The 18,554-nt window shown below is 55.4% G+C and carries 19 protein-coding genes; 8 read left to right on the plus strand and 11 right to left on the minus strand.

Going from position 1 to position 18,554, the window contains the following annotated elements:
- Positions 1-8: 8 nt before the first annotated feature.
- Positions 9-1,778, minus strand: coding sequence for a hypothetical protein (locus CCGE525_RS13355; protein ID WP_162950165.1), 1,770 nt, complete (start codon positions 1,776-1,778; stop codon positions 9-11).
- Positions 1,779-2,296: 518 nt separating this feature from the next.
- Here CCGE525_RS13355 and CCGE525_RS13360 point away from each other — a divergent pair.
- Positions 2,297-2,485: a type II toxin-antitoxin system HicA family toxin gene (locus tag CCGE525_RS13360; protein WP_120704686.1), complete on the plus strand. Its 189-nt coding sequence runs from the start codon at positions 2,297-2,299 to the stop codon at positions 2,483-2,485.
- A gap of 13 nt (positions 2,486-2,498) precedes the next feature.
- A complete protein-coding gene (locus CCGE525_RS13365) occupies positions 2,499-2,936 on the plus strand; it encodes a type II toxin-antitoxin system HicB family antitoxin (protein ID WP_120704687.1) in 438 nt (145 codons plus the stop codon).
- Between the two features lie 135 nt (positions 2,937-3,071).
- Here CCGE525_RS13365 and CCGE525_RS13370 read toward each other — a convergent pair whose 3' ends face one another.
- The 4 genes from CCGE525_RS13370 to CCGE525_RS39835 form a co-directional block, all read right to left on the minus strand.
- Positions 3,072-3,893 carry an HNH endonuclease gene (locus CCGE525_RS13370; RefSeq protein ID WP_120704688.1) on the minus strand — a complete coding sequence of 274 codons (822 nt, stop codon included), beginning with the start codon at positions 3,891-3,893 and terminating at the stop codon, positions 3,072-3,074.
- 382 nt (positions 3,894-4,275) lie between these two features.
- Positions 4,276-4,812 (minus strand): hypothetical protein, encoded by a 537-nt coding sequence (locus CCGE525_RS13375; RefSeq protein WP_120704689.1) that lies wholly within the window; start codon positions 4,810-4,812, stop codon positions 4,276-4,278.
- Entirely contained in the window at positions 4,809-5,273 is a 465-nt protein-coding gene (locus CCGE525_RS13380) for a hypothetical protein (RefSeq protein WP_162950166.1), read from the minus strand. The genes CCGE525_RS13375 and CCGE525_RS13380 overlap by 4 nt, the downstream gene beginning before the upstream one ends.
- Before the next feature lie 81 nt (positions 5,274-5,354).
- The gene (locus CCGE525_RS39835; protein ID WP_120704691.1) at positions 5,355-5,585 is read right to left on the minus strand and encodes a DUF4339 domain-containing protein; all 231 of its coding nucleotides are present in this window, start codon (positions 5,583-5,585) and stop codon (positions 5,355-5,357) included.
- Positions 5,586-5,968: 383 nt separating this feature from the next.
- On the opposite strand from CCGE525_RS39835, the gene CCGE525_RS13390 reads away from it, so the two are divergent.
- Both CCGE525_RS13390 and CCGE525_RS13395 read left to right on the plus strand, forming a co-directional pair.
- On the plus strand, positions 5,969-6,595 hold the full coding sequence (locus CCGE525_RS13390) for a recombinase family protein (RefSeq protein WP_120704692.1): 627 nt from the start codon (positions 5,969-5,971) through the stop codon (positions 6,593-6,595).
- A gap of 54 nt (positions 6,596-6,649) precedes the next feature.
- Positions 6,650-7,339 (plus strand): hypothetical protein, encoded by a 690-nt coding sequence (locus CCGE525_RS13395; protein ID WP_205587392.1) that lies wholly within the window; start codon positions 6,650-6,652, stop codon positions 7,337-7,339.
- Between the two features lie 39 nt (positions 7,340-7,378).
- On the opposite strand, the gene CCGE525_RS13400 is transcribed toward CCGE525_RS13395, so the two are convergent.
- Positions 7,379-8,701: an RNA-dependent RNA polymerase family protein gene (locus CCGE525_RS13400; RefSeq protein ID WP_120704693.1), complete on the minus strand. Its 1,323-nt coding sequence runs from the start codon at positions 8,699-8,701 to the stop codon at positions 7,379-7,381.
- A 343-nt stretch (positions 8,702-9,044) separates the two neighbouring features.
- A complete protein-coding gene (locus CCGE525_RS13405; protein WP_245472152.1) occupies positions 9,045-9,275 on the minus strand; it encodes a helix-turn-helix domain-containing protein in 231 nt (76 codons plus the stop codon).
- Between CCGE525_RS13405 and CCGE525_RS13410 the strand changes: the two genes are divergently transcribed.
- The 3 genes from CCGE525_RS13410 to CCGE525_RS13420 all read left to right on the plus strand — a co-directional run bounded on the left by CCGE525_RS13410 (position 9,180) and on the right by CCGE525_RS13420 (position 11,289).
- Complete coding sequence (locus CCGE525_RS13410) at positions 9,180-9,809, plus strand: hypothetical protein (RefSeq protein ID WP_245472194.1); 630 nt, start codon at positions 9,180-9,182, stop codon at positions 9,807-9,809. The two genes, CCGE525_RS13405 and CCGE525_RS13410, sit on opposite strands and share 96 nt — an antisense overlap.
- A 73-nt stretch (positions 9,810-9,882) precedes the next feature.
- The gene (locus CCGE525_RS13415; protein ID WP_120704696.1) at positions 9,883-10,530 is read left to right on the plus strand and encodes a hypothetical protein; all 648 of its coding nucleotides are present in this window, start codon (positions 9,883-9,885) and stop codon (positions 10,528-10,530) included.
- 138 nt (positions 10,531-10,668) lie between these two features.
- The gene (locus CCGE525_RS13420; protein ID WP_120704697.1) at positions 10,669-11,289 is read left to right on the plus strand and encodes an SIR2 family protein; all 621 of its coding nucleotides are present in this window, start codon (positions 10,669-10,671) and stop codon (positions 11,287-11,289) included.
- Between the two features lie 25 nt (positions 11,290-11,314).
- Here the strand turns inward: CCGE525_RS13420 and tnpC are convergent, their stop codons facing one another.
- The 3 genes from tnpC to tnpA all read right to left on the minus strand — a co-directional run bounded on the left by tnpC (position 11,315) and on the right by tnpA (position 13,823).
- Positions 11,315-12,967, minus strand: a complete 1,653-nt coding sequence (gene tnpC, locus CCGE525_RS13425) for an IS66 family transposase (protein WP_120702553.1) — start codon at positions 12,965-12,967, stop codon at positions 11,315-11,317.
- Between the two features lie 62 nt (positions 12,968-13,029).
- Complete coding sequence (tnpB, locus tag CCGE525_RS13430; RefSeq protein WP_028005268.1) at positions 13,030-13,383, minus strand: IS66 family insertion sequence element accessory protein TnpB; 354 nt, start codon at positions 13,381-13,383, stop codon at positions 13,030-13,032.
- On the minus strand, positions 13,380-13,823 hold the full coding sequence (tnpA, locus tag CCGE525_RS13435; RefSeq protein ID WP_120702554.1) for an IS66-like element accessory protein TnpA: 444 nt from the start codon (positions 13,821-13,823) through the stop codon (positions 13,380-13,382). Before tnpA ends, tnpB begins: the two co-directional genes overlap by 4 nt.
- A 166-nt stretch (positions 13,824-13,989) precedes the next feature.
- On the opposite strand from tnpA, the gene CCGE525_RS13440 reads away from it, so the two are divergent.
- Positions 13,990-16,515: a tetratricopeptide repeat protein gene (locus tag CCGE525_RS13440; RefSeq protein WP_245472014.1), complete on the plus strand. Its 2,526-nt coding sequence runs from the start codon at positions 13,990-13,992 to the stop codon at positions 16,513-16,515.
- A 246-nt stretch (positions 16,516-16,761) separates the two neighbouring features.
- Here CCGE525_RS13440 and CCGE525_RS13445 read toward each other — a convergent pair whose 3' ends face one another.
- Positions 16,762-18,540: a site-specific integrase gene (locus tag CCGE525_RS13445; protein WP_120704699.1), complete on the minus strand. Its 1,779-nt coding sequence runs from the start codon at positions 18,538-18,540 to the stop codon at positions 16,762-16,764.
- Between the last annotated feature and the right edge of the window lie 14 nt (positions 18,541-18,554).

Raw genomic sequence — 18,554 nt, forward strand, 5'->3', positions numbered from 1 at the left:
GTAACAAGCTATGAGGCTCGTTGCGCATTCAGCTCATCCACCAGAGCCTGGAACTCGCGGCTATCACGGAACCTGTCGAAGCGGGCATCAGAGCGAATCCAGACGGTCGCCAGTTCGCGCTTTTCCAGAGCCAGGCGGAGTTGTGCGATCGTCCTGTCCTGATCGTCGATTGAGGCGGCAAGAGTTGCCAGCGCATATTCGCTTCCTTTCCTGGCTGGGCTATCAAAGACGCGAGTGGCCAATTGGCGGTTGCCCAACCAGGCCTGCAACTCCGCATGCGCATGGACGAGCATTGGATGATCGATCAATCGCCTGGAGAAATCGATCGAGCGGGCCGCCGCCTTCGCCGGATCGCCGGCAAAGTACTGTGCCAAAGCCAAATAGAAAGCAGCCTCTCCAGGGAGCGATGCACTATCCTCATCGGCATTCGCCTCCATCATGAGATCGTAATGTCGGGATTGATAGCGGCTGGTCGTTTCAGCGATGTCCTGCTGCTCTGAATATGGCTCCATCCCGCGCGCTTGCGCAAAAAACGCTTCCGCTTCATCGCCTCGGCCCAAGATCGTCAAGAAGACGCCGTAAATGCGAGCGGCGCGCGGCGTTGAGCCTACCTCCAACGCCTGAATGAAAAAGGCCTCGGCCCTTTCGCGATCCCTTCCCAACCAGGCGGCGATTGTCGCAAGCGCGGTATAGGCTTCCGCAGAACGATCGTCGATTTGAAGCGCGCGTTCGGCGGCTTTGGTGGCTTCCGCGAGAGCCGTGTCCCTCCCTACGGCGCCAATGCGGTAGAGGTCGCAAAAACAGTCAGCGATCCCTGAGAACCCACGTGCGTAATCTGGTACCGACGCCGCGACATCCTGAAAGATCGCCAATGCTTGCCGTATGCTTGACGGCATCTGCCTGTCGAGCAAGCGCCTCGCCTTGTAAATCATCGCATGGGCTTCGAGAATGGCGGGACCTGGGCTGATCGCGCGCGCCCGCATTTTCGAATTGTCGAGACGAACGCGGCTGAGAAGAGTGGCTGTCACACGTTCCTGCAACTGCTTACGGTTCGCGGACGGCCCGGAGAAGCGGTCCGACAGGAGAACAAAACCGCTGCGGTCCGAAAGTTCAACCGTGATCTTCAGCTGGTCGTCTTCCTCGCGGACCGTACCCTGTAACACGACGTCAACGCCAAGCTCGGCGGCGATGGCGGCCGGCTGGCGCTGTGTTTCTCCGAACGGATAGACCATGTTCCTGGCCGAAACCCGAACGCCGGGCTCCAATCCCAGCAGATAAATCAATTCGTCGCTGAGACCCTCGGCGAAGACTCGCACGGCAGAATCGAGGGCGAAGGCGCGAAATGGAATGACGGCGACCGAAGCGCCGGCTCCCTGCGTATAGACTTTCGCTCGTTCGGACGGAGCTTCGGCGAAGCCATCGTAGTTCACGGCCTCTCTCACCGAGAACTGCGGAATATAGCTCCCTGTGGGTATTACGATCAGGACAAGGTCCTGCCGACCCTCGGAAATAAAATAGTCCTTCAGTTTGGCGCGAAGGCGCCGCGCCTCCACGCGCACAGTCGAATCGATGCGGGGATCGTAGGGTGGATCGCGTCGATATACGGCATTGCCAATGACGGCCTCCCGCAAATGTTCCCCTCGCCCTGAAAGCGTTTCCTCGACCAGATAACTCAGCAATGCAATCAACCGGTCGGAACCGGCAAAGGTCTCACTACGTCTAAGACGGCCAAGTTGATCCGTCACGTCTAACGGCGACGGTGTCCCAGCAGCATTCATCCAACCCTCCGGCCATCAAGCGAGAATGCGATCATCCTATGTGATCTCTTCGCAAATGATAAAGCGCGTTGCATTTGGACGAAATTATCAAGGGTGCAAAGGTTAGTTGCCTGTTAGGCGGGAGTGGTCGGCTGTAGCAACAGATCGTAGCTTGGACGTTAACAACACTCTGAAAATGAAGGAGACTTTTGACTTCGACCACTTAGGCGAAAATTGGTGGGCCCGGAGGGAAACCCCAATTTTTTGAAAAAGACCTTGCAAATCAACCTACTACGGACCAATCTGCGAGCAACATGTGTAGCAACATTGTGCAGCGACAGCAAGGCTGCCTCCTCTCGCGATCGTAGCCAACCGTTTGTAGAGCTCAACATTTGCGCGACTCATCATTCGGTTGTAAATTAGACCCGGACAGCAGAAGATAACGGGAACATCGATCAAGTTTAGCTTTTGTTATCAATTAGTTAACGAGAATTCAACACTTGTGTTGACTTCCACAGATCTGTTGAATGCGCTATATAATGAACGCAAGCGAATTCAGGCGTTGGCTCGCCAAACAAGGTTGCACCTTTGAAAACCATCGCGGTGGGAGCGGACATGTTACTATTTACCGCGATGGAAAGAAATCCCAACTTCCTACTCACGGTGGGAACAAAGAGTTGGGTCCAGGCTTGATTAACACAATCAAAAAACAGCTTGGCTTAAAATAAGAGAGGATGAGATATGGCGTGGTACAAACTGGCTCTTCAGCCGGACGGTGACGTTTGGCTGGTAACTTCACCCGATTTCGAGGAAGTTGTCTCCTTTGGGAAAACTCAGGAGGAGGCATGCCGTAACGGCCGGAATGCCATTGAAGAAGCGATAGCTGCGCGCATCGCCGACGGGGAGGATATTCCTTTCCCGATGAAGGATACCGACGGCAAAGGACATTTTGTCGAGGTACCAATGATGGTGTACCTGAAATCCGCTATATACATGCTAATGCGCGAAAAAGGGTGGACGCGTGCCGATCTTCAACGCGCTTTGGGTTGGAGCCACCGTGAGCAGATCGACCGACTTTTCAGGCTTGATCATCAGACCAAGTTGGATGCGATCGAGGACGCCTTCAAGGCTTTAGGAGTGACACTTACAATTGATACCCCTTTTAGTCATGCAGCTTGAGACCCGCTTCGGCGGGTTTCTTTTTGGCCTCTGGCATAGCAAAGAAAATCCAAACGCAACGGGATAGGCGACAAGAAAAACATCGCGATGCTGCAACGAGTTGCAACTTTCGCCTCGGCAATCCGGGATGGCTGTTCATTTCTTCGGATCAAGCTGAATTGTCTTAATCTTTGCCAGAAGTTCCTTGTTAAAAGGCGTCTTGTCGACACCAGAATGTGCACGTCGATGACAGTTCGGGCAAAGAGCGATCACCGTCCGCGGATCATCCGGACCGCCGTCACTGACCCTGTAGATATGGTGTGGTTCAAGGTACGGTTCGCCGTCTGCACGGAGAAAGGGGGCCGGCGCACCATCGTATTCGCATTTGCCTTTGGCGCGGCGCAGCACCCAATTGCGAACATCTTTGCTTCGCTCATATATGTTCGCCCTCCCTTTGCCTTCGGACTTACCTGCTTGAGGTTTTGCGGCGGCGAAGGCTCGCTTTTCAAGCTCCTCGTCACTGACTCCTGGCTCCGCGGCACTTTCCGTGTCAACCTCTTCATTGATGTTTTCCAGCGGTCGCAAATGGAAGACGATCGCCTTACGCATCTTTTTGTTTTCACCCGGGGCTTGGCGTTCGTCATAACCTTCGCAAACATACTCGCCAAGGAAGCGGAGTTCGCGTCTCTCTTCTTTGAATAGAAGGAGGCTTTTGCCGTCGGCACTATGTTCATAGAGCCGTCGGTTGCGGTCTCTGAACTTCATATCCCCATTTCGGCCAGCACCGAAATAGTGATAGCTACCGTCGGACATTCGTTCGTCGGCGTAGCCGTGTTGTTTGCCGCGATCGCCCGTTATGGCAATCACGACCTTGTGGTCAGCCGGCGTGATAATGCCGCCTTGCTCCTGACCTGCAAACTTTCCGTGAATGTCATTCTGTCGGTTGTAGCGCTTGTCGCGCTCAAAGCCCCAGCTCATCAGACCGCTCCCTGCATACTGCTTCCGATTGTTGTCCTGGAAACAGATTGCAATCGAGTTAAGGAGGCATGCCAGTTTCAGATTGGAGCCCAGCCGCTACCGGCGGGTACCTCGTCTGGCTAAGTCACATGCATTAAGAATGCTAAGAGCAGCCCATCACTTTCGCGCGCTCTCAGATGGTGGCGGACTAGACGCCGGCCCCTTCGAGAAGGAATAGTCACAAGCAGTCCCTATATAGGTCAACAAAGGCGCATCGCCGTGCAACACGTTGCAATAACTTACTGAAATTATTGACAAACACTTGCATATATGGCATTTTGTTGTTCTAAATTCTTGAGATATTGAAACAGATGCAACGCCATAGGAAAGGTCAGCACAATCATTAATTGTCGAAGAGAGGCTTAAGGCCAATATGCTCCGGTTTGATTTCAATGAACGAATGTCCACGGGTATCAATCATACGGCCACCCTCTAAATGAGTGTTCATTTCGTCACTGCCAAAATCATAAGAAAAGATCATCTCGAAACTGTCGAGGGTCCTCTCTAGATCGTCTGCCCCTCCCTCGGGCTCCCAAGTCAGTCTTCTTTTGACAAGGTCAACCGCACTTATTGCGATGATATCATTGCCTAATCGAACAGGGTTTTTGCAGTGCACCGTACGAATAAAAACTCTTTTCCCAAAATTTGCCCTCAGTTCGACTTGGTAATTAAGTTGGCCTGACCTGGGCCTCTGCAGAAAAATTCCCTTTTCGTCATCTGGACCTGCTAGAAAAGTGAGAGTGACGCCATTGTCCTTCGGATTTTTTTTATCGTCTTTGCCCGCATTCTTGGCGTTCACATCGGTCGCGAAATTGAAGGTGACAGGGTCGGAATAGAGAGGACTGGTCGCGGCAATTTTCTCGAATTCATTTGGCGTCATGTTGAACGTAGTAAAGACAGGGAAAAGTAAGTCGTCTCTCTTTGCAATCTCATCAAATTTGGGGTCGCGAGGAAAAGGATGCTCGGTCTGGTAAATCTTTGGGCAAGTTCACGCGCTGTCTGAACGTAGTCCCGAAGCGCTTCCTGATCCATTGGAAACTCTTCCGTAAAGACCAATTGAATTGGTTCAAGCGGATAGGAAAGTCCGGCAAGCCTCAGAGCTGTTTTCGTATTTTGCGCATTGATCTTGGCGGCCGTTGCAGCGTCAACGGTAAATTGAAATACCTGAGCTGCCCCGGCCAAGAACAGGCCCGCACCTGCGGCACAAACCACCAACCAGCCCTTCAACGTCAGCCGCCCTGAGTCGACTGTCTTTGTGCCGTCTAGGTATGCGCCTGCTATCGCCGCCAAAGTCGACGTTAAAGTTCCGAGAAATTTTATTAGCTCAATAATAATGGCCAATCTCGCCCCCCTATCCAGCGGCAGCATCCGCACAACTTGATGAGCTCATGAACAACAGGTCCGCCCTCGTCTCGCAGATTGCTACATGCCTTCAGTGAAATCGCACAAAGGCGGCGGCTTCACGAAAACACCCGCGAACTCCCCAACATCCTTGGCCTGAACCCAGCCGTCCATGCCGGGTTTCCAAAGGAACGTTTCGCCTTCCACCGCTCCCGATCGGAATAGCGCACGCAACTCCTCTTCCTCAATCGACCCCTCATAATCCTGTCCGACTGCATAGTGCCACGTCGACGTCCGTATGACCCCACCCATAACGCGGGGGCAATATTACACAACCTCTGCGGACGGTAAATGAGCCGGCATTTCGCCTGGCTCGAACGTAGACGCCTTGCATCCGCAAAAGCCGCGACGTCTCCCCCTCTCTCTCCAATGAACGTCAGGCTGGCGTCGCTTGCTATCGAAGTGCCGCCAAGTCACCAGCAGCAACACAATGGGCCAACCAAGACAAAATAGCCCGACCACGATTATCTTAGGTTGGCTAAGCCGATCTACGCCACCAAGTCGATACTTCGAAAAGGTATGCTTCAAGCGCACCGGGAAATTCGTTTCTAAATCGCACTTCGATAAATCAATTTGACAATGTAAAACGAAGCGATATAAATAGAAGTGGTTAAAACGAAGCAAAGGCTATTTCGATGTTTATTCGGGCATACCTGAGGGCCTCCACAAAAGAGCAGGATGCCACGCGCGCAAAGCTGGACCTCACCCGCTTTGCGGACGAGCGCGGCTTAAAGATTGCTGCCACTTACATTGAGAATGAAACGGGTTCCACGCTAAAGCGCCCTGAGCTTTTCCGGCTACTCTCGGATTGCCAGCCTGGCGACGTCTTGCTGGTCGAACAAGTAGACCGCCTCAGCCGCCTCAACACCGAGGACTGGTCGAAGCTCAAGGCGGAGATCACGGCGAAACGCGTACGCGTGGTAGCGCTCGACCTGCCGACTTCACATCAGCTAGCGCAACAGGGAGACGAATTCTCCTCCCGGATGCTCGATGCTATCAACGGCATGATGCTCGACATGCTAGCGGCTATAGCTCGCAAAGATTACGAGGACCGTCGTAGACGCCAGGCTCAAGGCATCCAAAATGCCAAGTCCCGGGGCGCCTTCAAGGGGCGCCCCGAAGACGAGAAGCGCAACGCCGCACTGACAGCAATGCTCAAGAGCAAACAAAGTTGGGCAAGCATCGTCGCAGCGACAGGCGTCTCAACTTCGACACTAGCGCGACTGGCCAAGCGCATCCGCGAGGAAGAAACGGCTATATGAACCTCGAGACACAGCCGTTTTCGGTGCAACGGGTTGCAAAAGCAAGGGGTGACGATGACCATTGCAAAAACCTTCATGGATAAAGCACTTTGTCCCCGGTCACGCCGAAATCGCGTCAACCCATTTGGAGAATTCGAAGCTGTTCCATCACATGGCACGCTTATGGGCAACAGAGGCGATCTCCACAACAATGATGGCAGTATAGGCCGGAAATGGAAACTGAAACGCTGGATTAGCTGCATCCTGCACTCGCCGACTGGACATCGCGTAGCCTTCGATACGCCAGGACGCTACACGCCGCTCTTCTTCGCCGACGAAGTCACGGCCCTAGCAGCAGGTCATCGACCATGTGCAGAGTGCCGTCGCGGCGAGTATGATCGTTTCCGGCAAGGCTGGCAGGTTGCATTCGGAGCACCAGTAACGGCGGCAGAGATGGACGAGACCCTGCACCGGGCGCGCATCGATCGACATGGCCGCAAGATCACGTTTGAGGCCAGTCTCGGCGATCTCCCAGACGGCACGTTTGTCGCGACGTCGCAGCCGGCGCTGATCTGGAACGGCGCATTACATCCTTGGGCGCACGCCGGTTACGACACCCCTCGGTCGTTCAATCCTGATCTCACTGCTACAGTACTGACGCCAGCTCCGACGGTCGCCGTACTTCATGCCGGATACAGACCACAAGTCGCGTTGCGCGAAATTGCCGGGATAGCGCACTTCCCGACCGACGACATGGCAGCATGAACGGTCATTCGTTGCAACGCGTTGCACTGGCAGCGCATCTTACGCAGCCAGCAGCGCCGATATCTGCCGACGGTCGCGCTCTACTAGCTTCCTGAAAACGGATTGAAGCGCCCGCCGTGCATCTGGCAAAGCCCGGTCGTAGGCCCGTAGCCGCGCCAAAATCCAGAAATCACCCGCCTGCCATTCGCGGAAAGCCGCGCGCCACGCCTTTACGGCTCGCAACATCTCTTTTCCGCCTGCGTCTTCGCCGACAACCTGCCTTGCGGCCAGCCGATCGAATTTTCGGGCGAACTTTTCGACGTTTTTGCCGGTCGGCACTGCCTCGACTTTGCCTCTCACTCGTTTGATTTGGTATCCAAGGAAAACGAAGCCGTCCGAAAGTCTCTTGATGCCATCGCACGTCAGACGCATATCGCCAGCAGGGTGCTGCCCGAAGGCAGCGGACAGGGATTGAATAGCGGCTTCAAGCTCTCGCCTTGTCCGCGCTAGAAGAGCAAAATTGTCGGCGTAGTTCACCAACTCGACATCGGCGATAGCCTTTGTCGGATGGAGGGTGCCGAGAACTTGCGCCACTATGGCATCAGCGACGATGGAGCTTGAAGCGGCGCCCTGCAAAAGACCCTGCCGGCTCGCGTACGTGAGTGAACAACTAGAGAGACAATGAAAGGCACTCGCTAGCCCATACCCCGACAACCTTGACCGGGTATGACTGTTTTCAGCCAACACGACATTGGCCGAAACTCGTACCCCAACTGGCAGGTTGGCCTTGAGCCAGTCTCTGCACACGTTAGGGTAAAAATCCTTGATATCGAGCGTTGCTACAAAACGGAACGTTTCGTTCTCAACAAGCTCTAGCATCCGCTTGATTGCGGCCGGCCTGCCGCCGTTGCGGGTTGCGTATTGGTTCGGCTCTACCGGCATGAACGGTTGGGCGCACCATCCGAATAAAAGCTGCCGCGCCGTCTCTGCAGGGCCGAAGGCGTGAATAGGACGAAAGTCCGGATACCGCTTTTTATTCACAGCCTTGATATGGATTTGTTCCGTGCCCGGCCGAATAAGACTTAGTGCAGCGGCGGCGGCATAGAACGCCTCGCCTTGCGGCCTATTTTTCTTGAACCTAGCGCCTTCGTATGCCGCATCGAGCGCAACGATCTTGCCCGACATGCTGCTGCCCAACATCTGCGCCCAGTTCCGGGCCTTGTACTGCGCACTTTTGCAACGCGTTGCATCACCTGCCACTCTCGCGGCTTCCGCGTCGGCAAGCGCATGCTCAATACGGCTGCGCAGCTTCGCGACATGCTTCTGTGCTGCCGCCAATGTCGGCGGGCATTCATGCGCGATTATGTTTGTGCCGGCTGGCATGAATTGGAAACCTGTCCTTCCCTATCCCAAACCTCTTTCACCGCCGCCCGCCTAACAGCGCGGGACAGGGAGGCGCTGCAGGCTTTGGGCGGGGTCGCACGGTAGCTACTCCGTACAACTAATAATATAGTTCCGATACCCTCCTGGATCAAGGAAGGCAGAGTCATTTTTGAGATTTTATTATTTTAATTCCAGCCGCTTAGGCGAATGTTTCTTGTTTGTTCCACTTATTGCAACAAGTTGCAAAAATTCAGAGGCGCATGCCCCTCGACGGTGATCTTAACCAACTTAAAAACACTACAGAGCAGATGTTGCGCACCGGCTTAACGCTCAACAACTCCTGTTAGGATCGCTTTCTTCCGCCCCTCAAAATCTGCGGCGGTGTAGCCCCTTCGGCAGGGACTTCGAATAGGTCGGCAACCTCCACCAAAAGCGCACCAGCGAGCTTATCGAGCACGTCAACGCCCGTGTTGACTGCTTGGCGCTCCACTTTGGCAAGGTAAGCCCGGTCCACGCCCGCGTCGGCGGCAAGCTTCTCCTGAGAGAGCCCCTTCTCAACCCTAATCCGTCGCAAATTCCAAGCGACAATTGCGCGTGCGTTCATGCACGCAAATCAAAACGTCTGGAGGCAATAAACCCACTGGCGATCGCCACAGGATTGCGATATTTCTTCGCCGGGGCACACGTGAATTCCGTGCCCTGCGATGTGGGGCATTCAATGAAGATAATGCGTAATGTGGCGCTCTTCGCAGCGCTGCTTCTTTCCGGCTGCACAACGTATACGCCTGCAGAACAGGAAAAAGCCGTACAGAGCATGCCGCGCGATTATCGCGCGCAGATTGTCGACCATGTACACGGCGCTTTAAATGATCCGTTCTCCGTCAAAGAAGCCGAGATCACAGGAACGATCCCCGTCTTCGCGCCAATCGGCAAACGACTTCCTGGTGTCTGCATTCGCTTCTTCGCAAAGAACCAGTATGGCGCCTATATGGGCCGGGTGACCTATGCTGTCTCATTCGAAGGCGGCAAGTTGTATCAGGTGAACCCTTATGGCGCTGAATGCGCCGGTCCTTGGCAACCGTTTCCCGAGCTGGATGGCAAGGAATGAGTTGCAACCCGTTGCAACGATCCGTGACGCTAGAGCCAGCATAACAGCCGCCAATCTTCTGGGAAGGTGAAAAATGGCATTCGTGTTAGCCGCAATAGGCATGATTTACTGCGTTGGAATGGTGGTTCTGTTGCTATTCAGGCGAACTCGGAAGTTTGCCTTTTGGACTGGATTGCTTGCCGCTCTCATTACGCTTCCCCTGCTAGTAGTGGCCGGTGTTCAATTAGACGACGACGCGCGAAAGGCCGGCTTTCGGGATGCAGACGATAAATTTAACGCCCAGAAGGCTGGCATTTCGGATGCGGAATTGTGGAACGAGCGGCGAGTTGAGTTTCTGTCAAAGTGGTCGGCAGAGGAACGGCAGAAGGAAGCGGACGCAAGACGAGCAGAGGCAGAGGCGGGGCGCTCCTCCAATGCCGCCTGTAAAGCCGATTTTAATTGCTGGACGAACAAATTCCAGCGCACAGCGACAAACCTATGTGCTCAGCAAATCGAACACCTAGCCAAGAACAATTTCGAATGGACTGACAGCTTCAGCTCACCCAAATTCCCCCGAGCGAGAATTTCTGGCCCGGGCACGTTGATCACCTACGTTGGTGACAAGATAAAGATGCAAAACGGCTTCGGGGCATGGACAATCGTAACCTACGAATGTGATTTCGATACCGAAAAGGGCGTTGTCCTTGCGGTCCGAGCGAACCAGGGGCAGTTGCAGGAGTAGCACCCGGCGACATTGTCGGTCGAAAATTGCCCCCGACCAGTTTAGTGCAGGAGCCGCTTACCGAAGCCAGTGGTTGTTGACTCCAGGCAAACGGGACTGGATGATGCCTCAAATGAGAGCATATTCGCAGAGGAAACCATGGGGCAAACTGTACTTCCGTCCGCTCTGGTCGACGCGGTCCGGGCAGGTGATGCTATGCTGTTTTTGGGAGCAGGCGCGTCGCGGGGGGCCAAGCATCCAAAGGGAATAAATCCGCCGAACGGAAATCAGTTGCGGGACCTGCTGTGCGACAAGTTCTTGAATGGCAAACTCAAGGATCGGTCATTGGCCTCTGTCGGACAATATTGCGTCACCGAAGTCGGCTTGAACCCTCTACAGACCTATATCCGAGAGGTCTTCATTGATTTCTCTCCTGCTCCATTTCATGAGTTGATACCGGAATTCAACTGGCATTCTATTGCGACGACAAATTACGATTTGATCATTGATCGCGCTTATCGGAACCACCGTTCCCCTCTGCAGTCGCCAGTGAAATTCGTGAAGGACAGCCAAGAGATCGAGCGCGAGTCGAAGAAGGTTGCTCACCCGCTCCGTTACATGAAGCTCCACGGCTGCCTTGATTTCATCAGCGACGCCGAAATACCTCTAATCCTCACCACTGATCAATACGTAACCTATGCCAAAAACGTATGCGGCGTCCACGCCCCATCGAATTTTCAGTTGCAGCGGTCTGAGGTTGATCTACGGGCCGTCAAATGAGCTCACCGAAGAGTACCTGACGAGCTCATTGTGAGGCTCTGATCCGTTGCGCATAAGCCCATGGCATCAGGGCGTCGATGTCTTTGGCGAGGTGGCCGTTTGCGAGGCGGGTGAAGAGGTCGCACAGATAGGCGTAGGGCTCAACGCCGTTCATTTTACAAGTGCCGATCAGGCTGGCAAACCGGGCCCAATTGCGGCCCCCTTCATCGTGCCCCGCAAAGAGCGCATTGCGGCGGTTCATGGCGGGTCGGCGGATCGCGTTTTCCACCAGGTTGGAGTCGATATCGACGTGGCCGTCGTCCAGGAACAGCCGGAAGCCGTCCTGCCGCGTTAGCATATAAGCCAGGGCTTTTCCGAGGTCAGACTTGCGTGAGATGCGCTTGGCTTGCGCTGCCAGCCAGGTGAAGAACTCGTCCACCAGCGGGAGGGACAGGTCCTGTCGAACTGCCCGGCGATGTTTGGGATCTGAGCCCCGGATACTGTCTTCGATCTTGTAGAGCGCGGCGATCCGCACCAGCGCCTCGTCGACGATGGGCGATCCACTCTTTGGCGTGGCCTTGATCAGCTTCCTGCGTCCGTGCGCCCAACAGAAAGCCAGCTTCAAGGGGTCGCCACCCATCCGGTCCGACGTGGCGAGGTGAGAGTAACCACCGTAGGCATCCACCTGGATTGTCCCGTTGAAGCCGTCGAGGATTTCAGCGGCATATTCGCCTTTACGCCCAGGTCGATAATGGAACACCACGCCCGACGGCGCGGAGCCATTCCAGCCGCGATCGTCACGCAACACGGCCCATAGATAACCGGTCTTCGTCTTGCCGCGCCCCGGATCCAACACCGGAGCCGTGGTCTCGTCGACATAGAGCCGCGCGCTTTCCGACAGCAGCCGTTCGGCCATGTGGTCGACCACCGGTGCGATTTCGCTGCCCGTGCGCCCAAGCCAATCGGCCAGGACCGTGCGGTCTATCGGCACCCCGTGTCGCGCCATGACTTCGGCCTGCCGGTTGAGCGGCATATGTTCGGAATGCTTGGAGACGGCAATCTCAGCCAGAAGGGCTTCCGTCGGCCAGCTCCCTTCCAAGAGATGCGCCGGCGCTCTGGCTTGGACGACGCCCGTTCGACCCTTGGGGCATGCGTATTTCGGGCGGATCGTGACGATCACCTCGTAGCGTGCCGGAATCCGGTCGAGCCGTTCCGTCCGATCTTCGCCGATCCGGACCATGTTGCCGCAACCACAGGGGCAGACAATACTGTCGGGCTCAATCACCTTCTCGACCCGCGGCAGGTGTTCGGGCAGTGCACGGGCCTTACGCTCCTTGCGAGGAGCGGCCTTTTCCGGATCGGATGCGCTGGCTTCGATCTTTTTCTCGACGGCGGCGATCCGCGCCTGTGTTTCGGCAATCGCCGTTTCAAGGTCTTCCAGCGCCAGTTCCATCTGCGCCGGATCGAGCTTTTCCGATTTCGGCCCGAACTTGGTGCGCCGATAGTCGTGAACCTGCCCCTCAAGCTTCTCGATCAGTTCCTTCAGCTCGGCGATGAAGGCGTCCTTTTCGGCCACCACAGCCTGCTCATGCTGACGCGCAGCACGCTCGACCGACAGCTCGAACTGCATCGCCGCAAAGGCTTTGATAACCTCTGGCGGAAGGTCCGGAAACAGGCTGAGATCAAGGCGCGACGACATGCGGCCTTATAGCAAGGCAGCACAAAAAAGCCAAATAAAACAATGCAAAGACGGCCGGATATTTACCCTGCCGCCGACGGCGCGGTCACCCGCTGTGCCATGACCCGTCGCCAGTCAAGACCTTCGAACAAAGCCTCATATTGACCCCTGGAAAGACGCATCGTCCCATCCTGAACCTTGGGCCAGGCAAAGTTTCCATGTTCAAGAATTTTGTAGGTTAGCACCATTCCGGTGCCATCCCACACCAGGATCTTCAGGCGATCCCCGCGCTTCGACCGGAAGATCACCGTCACCCCGGAATGCGGGTCGAGCTTCAACTCGGTCTGCACCATCAAGGCCAGCGCCTGATGCCCACAGCGGAAGTCCACCGGACGCGTTGCAATCAGGATCGGCAGTCGTTGGCCCGCGACGATCATGCCGTCCCTCGCATGGCTCGTACCAGAGCCGCCACACGTTCAACCGGCACATCGCCGGGAACCCGCATCACAACATCCGGGCCGATCTCCAACGTCAAGACCGGCCAACCCGCCTCCGGCAGCGGCGGCGCCAAAACATTCACCGCCTCGCTCGGCTCTGCCGCAACCGCCAAAGGCACAAATGCAGGCGCGGCATCGCCGCTCTCCGACAGGCCCGACATAGCCTCAAAAGGCAGGGCCAGAATGCCCTCGCGCACTTGCCGGCGCCACAAGGAAAGCTGGTGCGGCACAACGTCATGACGGCGCGCGACATCAACAACACGAACACCAGGCTCAAGGCTTTCCGCCACGATCCGCGCCTTCACATCATCCGGCCAGCGCCGGTTTCCGCGGCGCGGCTCGACAATTTCGTAGCGGCCAACAAATCCATCATCTGCCATGCCAATCTCCAGATAGTCCTGGAAACCTTCTCGCACACGCAGCAAGCCTCAAAATACAGCCAATCCAATGGGGCGGAGACGGCGCTTACCCAAAAACCGCCAGCGGCTTTTCGATACGTTGCGCGGTAGCGCGTACGAGACGCCGATCATTTTTTGCGGCTACTCCTTGGATGATCCTAATATCCGGACAGTGCTGTTCGACCTGATGAACGAGGATATTCGTCGTCCTACTTATTATACAGTTAGTCCGCATTTCGATGATATTGAGATACGCAGCTTTGCTCGCCAGCGCATCTCAGCTATCCCGCTGACGTTCCAAGCGTTCCTTGAAGAGCTCGATCGCCAGATTGCGAAGCCGAAGCGTTCCCTCGGACTCTTCGCAATGAGCAAAACATCCACCGTTGCAAAGTTTTTCGTCGCCCATGACCGAAGTCTCAGCGAGGCGACCGCCACCTATCTGGAAAAGGATGTCATTCACATCCGGCGTGACCTGCCCGTGGAAGCGGCGAAGCCGACTGAGTTTTACAAAGGCTATGACGTCGGTTTTGGGGGAATTGCTGCAGAGCTGGATGCCAAACGAAAGATCGCAGACACAATATTGGTTGATGCCGTACTCTCCGAAGAAACGAGCACACGAAGGGACGTCGAACTCTTCGTGTTGAAGGGAGCCGCCGGCAATGGCAAGACGACGGTACTAAAACGCGTTGCGTGGGATGCCGCTGCGTCCTTCGGGGCGCTTGTCCTCTTCGTGCCCGAAAGTGGCGCGCTCATCGCAGAGCGGGTCAGTGAATTGTCTCTTCTCACCGACAGGCGCATTTTTATATGCGTCGATCGCGCCGCTTTGCGCGCAAACGAGCTTGCGCGTTTCATGCGTCAAATGGCTGCTGATCGTGTAAAAGTGACAATTATCACGGCAGAACGAGATAGTGAATGGAATACGCGATGTGAAGCGCTCGAAGAATTTGTTACTGCCTCCCATGCGGTGCGCTACCTAAGCGATGATGAGATCAGAGACTTGTTAGAGCGTCTCGAGAAACACGGATCACTGGGGCTTCTAGCTGAGCAGTCACCACAACAGCGCTTCGTCGCCTTGAATGAAAGAGCGCAGAGGCAATTGTTAGTGGCGCTACACGAAGCCACCCAAGGGCGCCCGTTTGAAGACATAATCGCAGATGAGTATGCGCGAATTATGCCACCCGAGGCCCAAAATCTCTACCTCGACATCTGCACACTCCATCGGTTCGGAGTCGGCGTAAGAGCGGGTGTGATCTCACGAATTTCCGGCATTCGGTTCGAAGACTTCCAACGCTCCCTTTTCCTGCCGCTCGAAAACATTGTCTCAGCAACGTTCGACCGCTTCATTAAGGATATGGTCTATCGTGCGCGCCATCAGCACGTTGCTGAAATCGTATTTATGGAAGCATTGAAGACCGATGAAGATAAATTCAATCAAATCCTAAGGCTTTTGCGCGGACTGAACGTCAATTTCGGCATTGACAAGGAGGCTTTTGGCAATCTGACACGAGGCAGAGCGATAGCCCAAGCCTTCCGTTCCGTGGACATGGGGCGTGCATTATTCAAACTCGCGGCAGAAATCGGCGGGGAAGACGCGTATCTGCTCCATCAGGAAGGTAACTTCGAAATCAATCATCATGGCGGCGATCTCGATCGTGCCGAAACGCTTCTCAAGAAAGCGGAGGCTATCGCAACCCACAATGATCCAAGCATTCAGCATAGCCTTGCAAATCTCTATCGCAAGAAAGCGCTAGAAGAGCCTAACGAGCTGTTGCGCAAGGAGCTTCGCCAGCGTGCGCTATCGCGTCTGCGCCTCCAAGATGCGTCAGGGCGGAACCATGTCTACACCGTGAACACAAAGCTCTTGGTACTGATCGACGGCTTGAAGGAAATGCTGCCGGCGAACGGAACCAAGCTTGATCCGCCAGCTGAGCGCGTACTCGTCGATCGGATGAAAGAGATCGAGACGGAGTTCGTCACTGCACATCAGATGTTTCCCGACGATGAATACATCCTCTCTGCAGAGGCAAATTATCGAACAGCTATCAGCGAGCACCCCAAGGCGCTAGCGGCCTTGGAGAAGGCATTCACCACCAATCCCAGGCAGGAATGGCTGGCCCTGAGATTGGCGTCTCACTACGAGAGCGCAGGTCGCTTGCCAGAGGCTAAGGCGGTTTTGCTTAAGGTCACACACGAGGTCCCGACTGCAAAACAGGCACATTTTCGCGTTGGTCAGATGAATGCGAACTCCGGCAACGAGACCGAACGTAGAACAAGCCTTCAGCATTTTCGATCGGCATTTTCGAACGGTGACACCAATTACATAGCCCAGCTGTGGTACGGGCGACAACTGTTCCTCGATTTGCAGTTCCAGGAAGCGGATAAGGTCTTCGAACACCTTTCCGGTACCAAGATCACCTCCGCAACAAAGCTCAAACCACGCGCAATTTTAACGGACACCAACGGATCATCCGTTCGGTTTCGCGGCGACGTAGTGACGATTGAGGCGGGTTATACGTTCGTACAAAACAAAGAATATGGCCGGAACCTCTTTTCACACGAAGCGAACTCGGATGCGAGTGAATGGGCAAAATTAAAGGTCGGCGCAGAAGTAACCTACGAGCTTGCCTTCAACTTCAAAGGACCCTGCGCGGTAAGCTTAAGATCGATCGAATAGGCAGTGCGGTGGTCGGTTTTTCGCTGATCCGTTTATCAATGGCAAAAAGCCTGTTTGCGTTGCCCGCACCAATCGCGGACGCTATGAAGTGGACGCCAGCGTCTTTACATAATTTCGGGTTTCTGCAACGCGTTGCAAACACAGCGCCCCTTTGCCCATCACCGGCGCGAAATCTTCCAGGCGTAACCGGTGAATTTGGCCGAGGTGTCAGGAAAGGCGCACAACGTCGTCCGTGCTACAGCGTCGTCATACCCCCATTGCAACGGGTTGCAAATGATCGGGTGGATCAAGCCCCTCATAGCTGATCTCTGCCACCCATCTGGCAAGCGTGCGGACACTTACGCCCGCACCATACCTCTCCTCAACGATGCCCGACCTCGACCAGCCACCTAAGGCGCGCGTCGAGTCGATCGGCACGCCGTTTTCACGCAATGCGTCGCGGAAGTTATGGCGCAAGGAATGGAACGACAGACCGCGCTGCTTGATACCTAGCTTTGTCAGCCAGTAGCTAAAGCGCTTTTGGAACAAATCGGAAAGTTGGTGTTGGTCTTTGCCTGGAAGCTCGGGAAAAAGACGCCCTCCCCCCGCCTTCTTGGTTTCCTCTACGAGATCAATTAGACCGAGGCGCACCAATTCCGGGTGAACGGGAATAAGGCGCTCACTACCCGGCGTCTTGTATTCCTGATCGTCTGTCTCCCAGAGAACGAAGCAATGCTCGCCATACGTTTTCTCAACATCATTCACAGTCAAACCCACGATTTCGCCCAGGCGCATGCCCGAGAACAGAGCAATCAGCGGCACCCAATAGCGACCAATGCTCTCACTCTCCCGCGACCATGCGGGCAAGCCGGCGATGATTGTGTTAAGGGCGTCGATCTTCCAGGGGCGCCTTGCATTCTTCGCCCGTTTCTTGCCGCCCGCTAGCCTTGCGGCCGGGTTGAGCGTGAGCAGGCCCTTGCGTACCGCCCAATTGAAGAAGGCGCTGAGGGTGTGTGTGTACACCTTGACGGTGGTCGGAGACAGCATGCGATCGGTCCGGGTGGCCGCCAAGTCAACTATCTCCCGCATTGTCGCACAAGTCTTGTAGGCCTCCAGCTTAGCAACGTTTGCCGGCAGCCCGGCAATGAGTTCCTGAACACCGGCGCACTCGGCACGTGTGATCGTAGCAAGCGGCTTGTCCTCGCCGAGCAGTTCCTTCATGGCACGGAAGGTAACGACATACTTTGCATCTGCGGTGTCGCCCAAATGAGCGCGCGTGGGATCACTTTGCATTCTGGTGATGGCTTCCCCGAGCGTGATGCCGTCGGATTGGGCCGGCACGACCGATACAGAATTGACGCCCTTGAACAAGGGATCATGCTCCTGGTCGCCGTGCGCGCCCTCCAAGCGATCAATCATTCGCTTGAGGTGCTCGACATCGGCGCGGCGGATCAACTCCAGAAGGCGTTGTAGCTCGGGCGACGGGATGAAGGGCTCTCTCGCTCCGCCCACAGTCCTCTCGGCCGGCAGGGAGATGTTGAGCTTTCTTTCCCGGATAATGGACCGAGCTTGAGCGAACAGCGCAGCTTCGGCAGATGGATCGCGGGTTTCAAGACCGCCGATCTCGTGTTCAATATTTTCTCGTCTCTCGTCATCCCCTACCGTTATTGCTGCAGCTTGCTCGCGGGCCCAGAAATCACTTATCACAGCGCGACGAAGTTCGCCTTCCGACAGCCGATCATTCGGGTTGATTTTTCCGCCCTGCTTCAGTGTCTCCCGGTGCTTCTCCCACTGGAGATCAAGTCGGACTGAAGCGAGTCGCGCTTCCTTGGCAGCGGCGCGGTAATCAGACGTCCCTAACGCGATCCATATTTCCGTCTTGCCAAGCGCCTTGACCAGATCAGTCGGCACGCGCCGGCGCAAGCTGTAGGTGCTGCCGCGCCGTATCAAACCCGTAACCTTGGTCACCTCTTGCCCCTCGCCTGTGTAGCGGTCTTGTGTAGCAGAGCGGCCGTTTACAGATTTGATTTTGCTTTTCTTTTTCAAATTTCAATCCCTTA

The sequence above is a fragment of the Rhizobium jaguaris genome, from assembly GCF_003627755.1.
Classification (GTDB): domain Bacteria; phylum Pseudomonadota; class Alphaproteobacteria; order Rhizobiales; family Rhizobiaceae; genus Rhizobium; species Rhizobium jaguaris.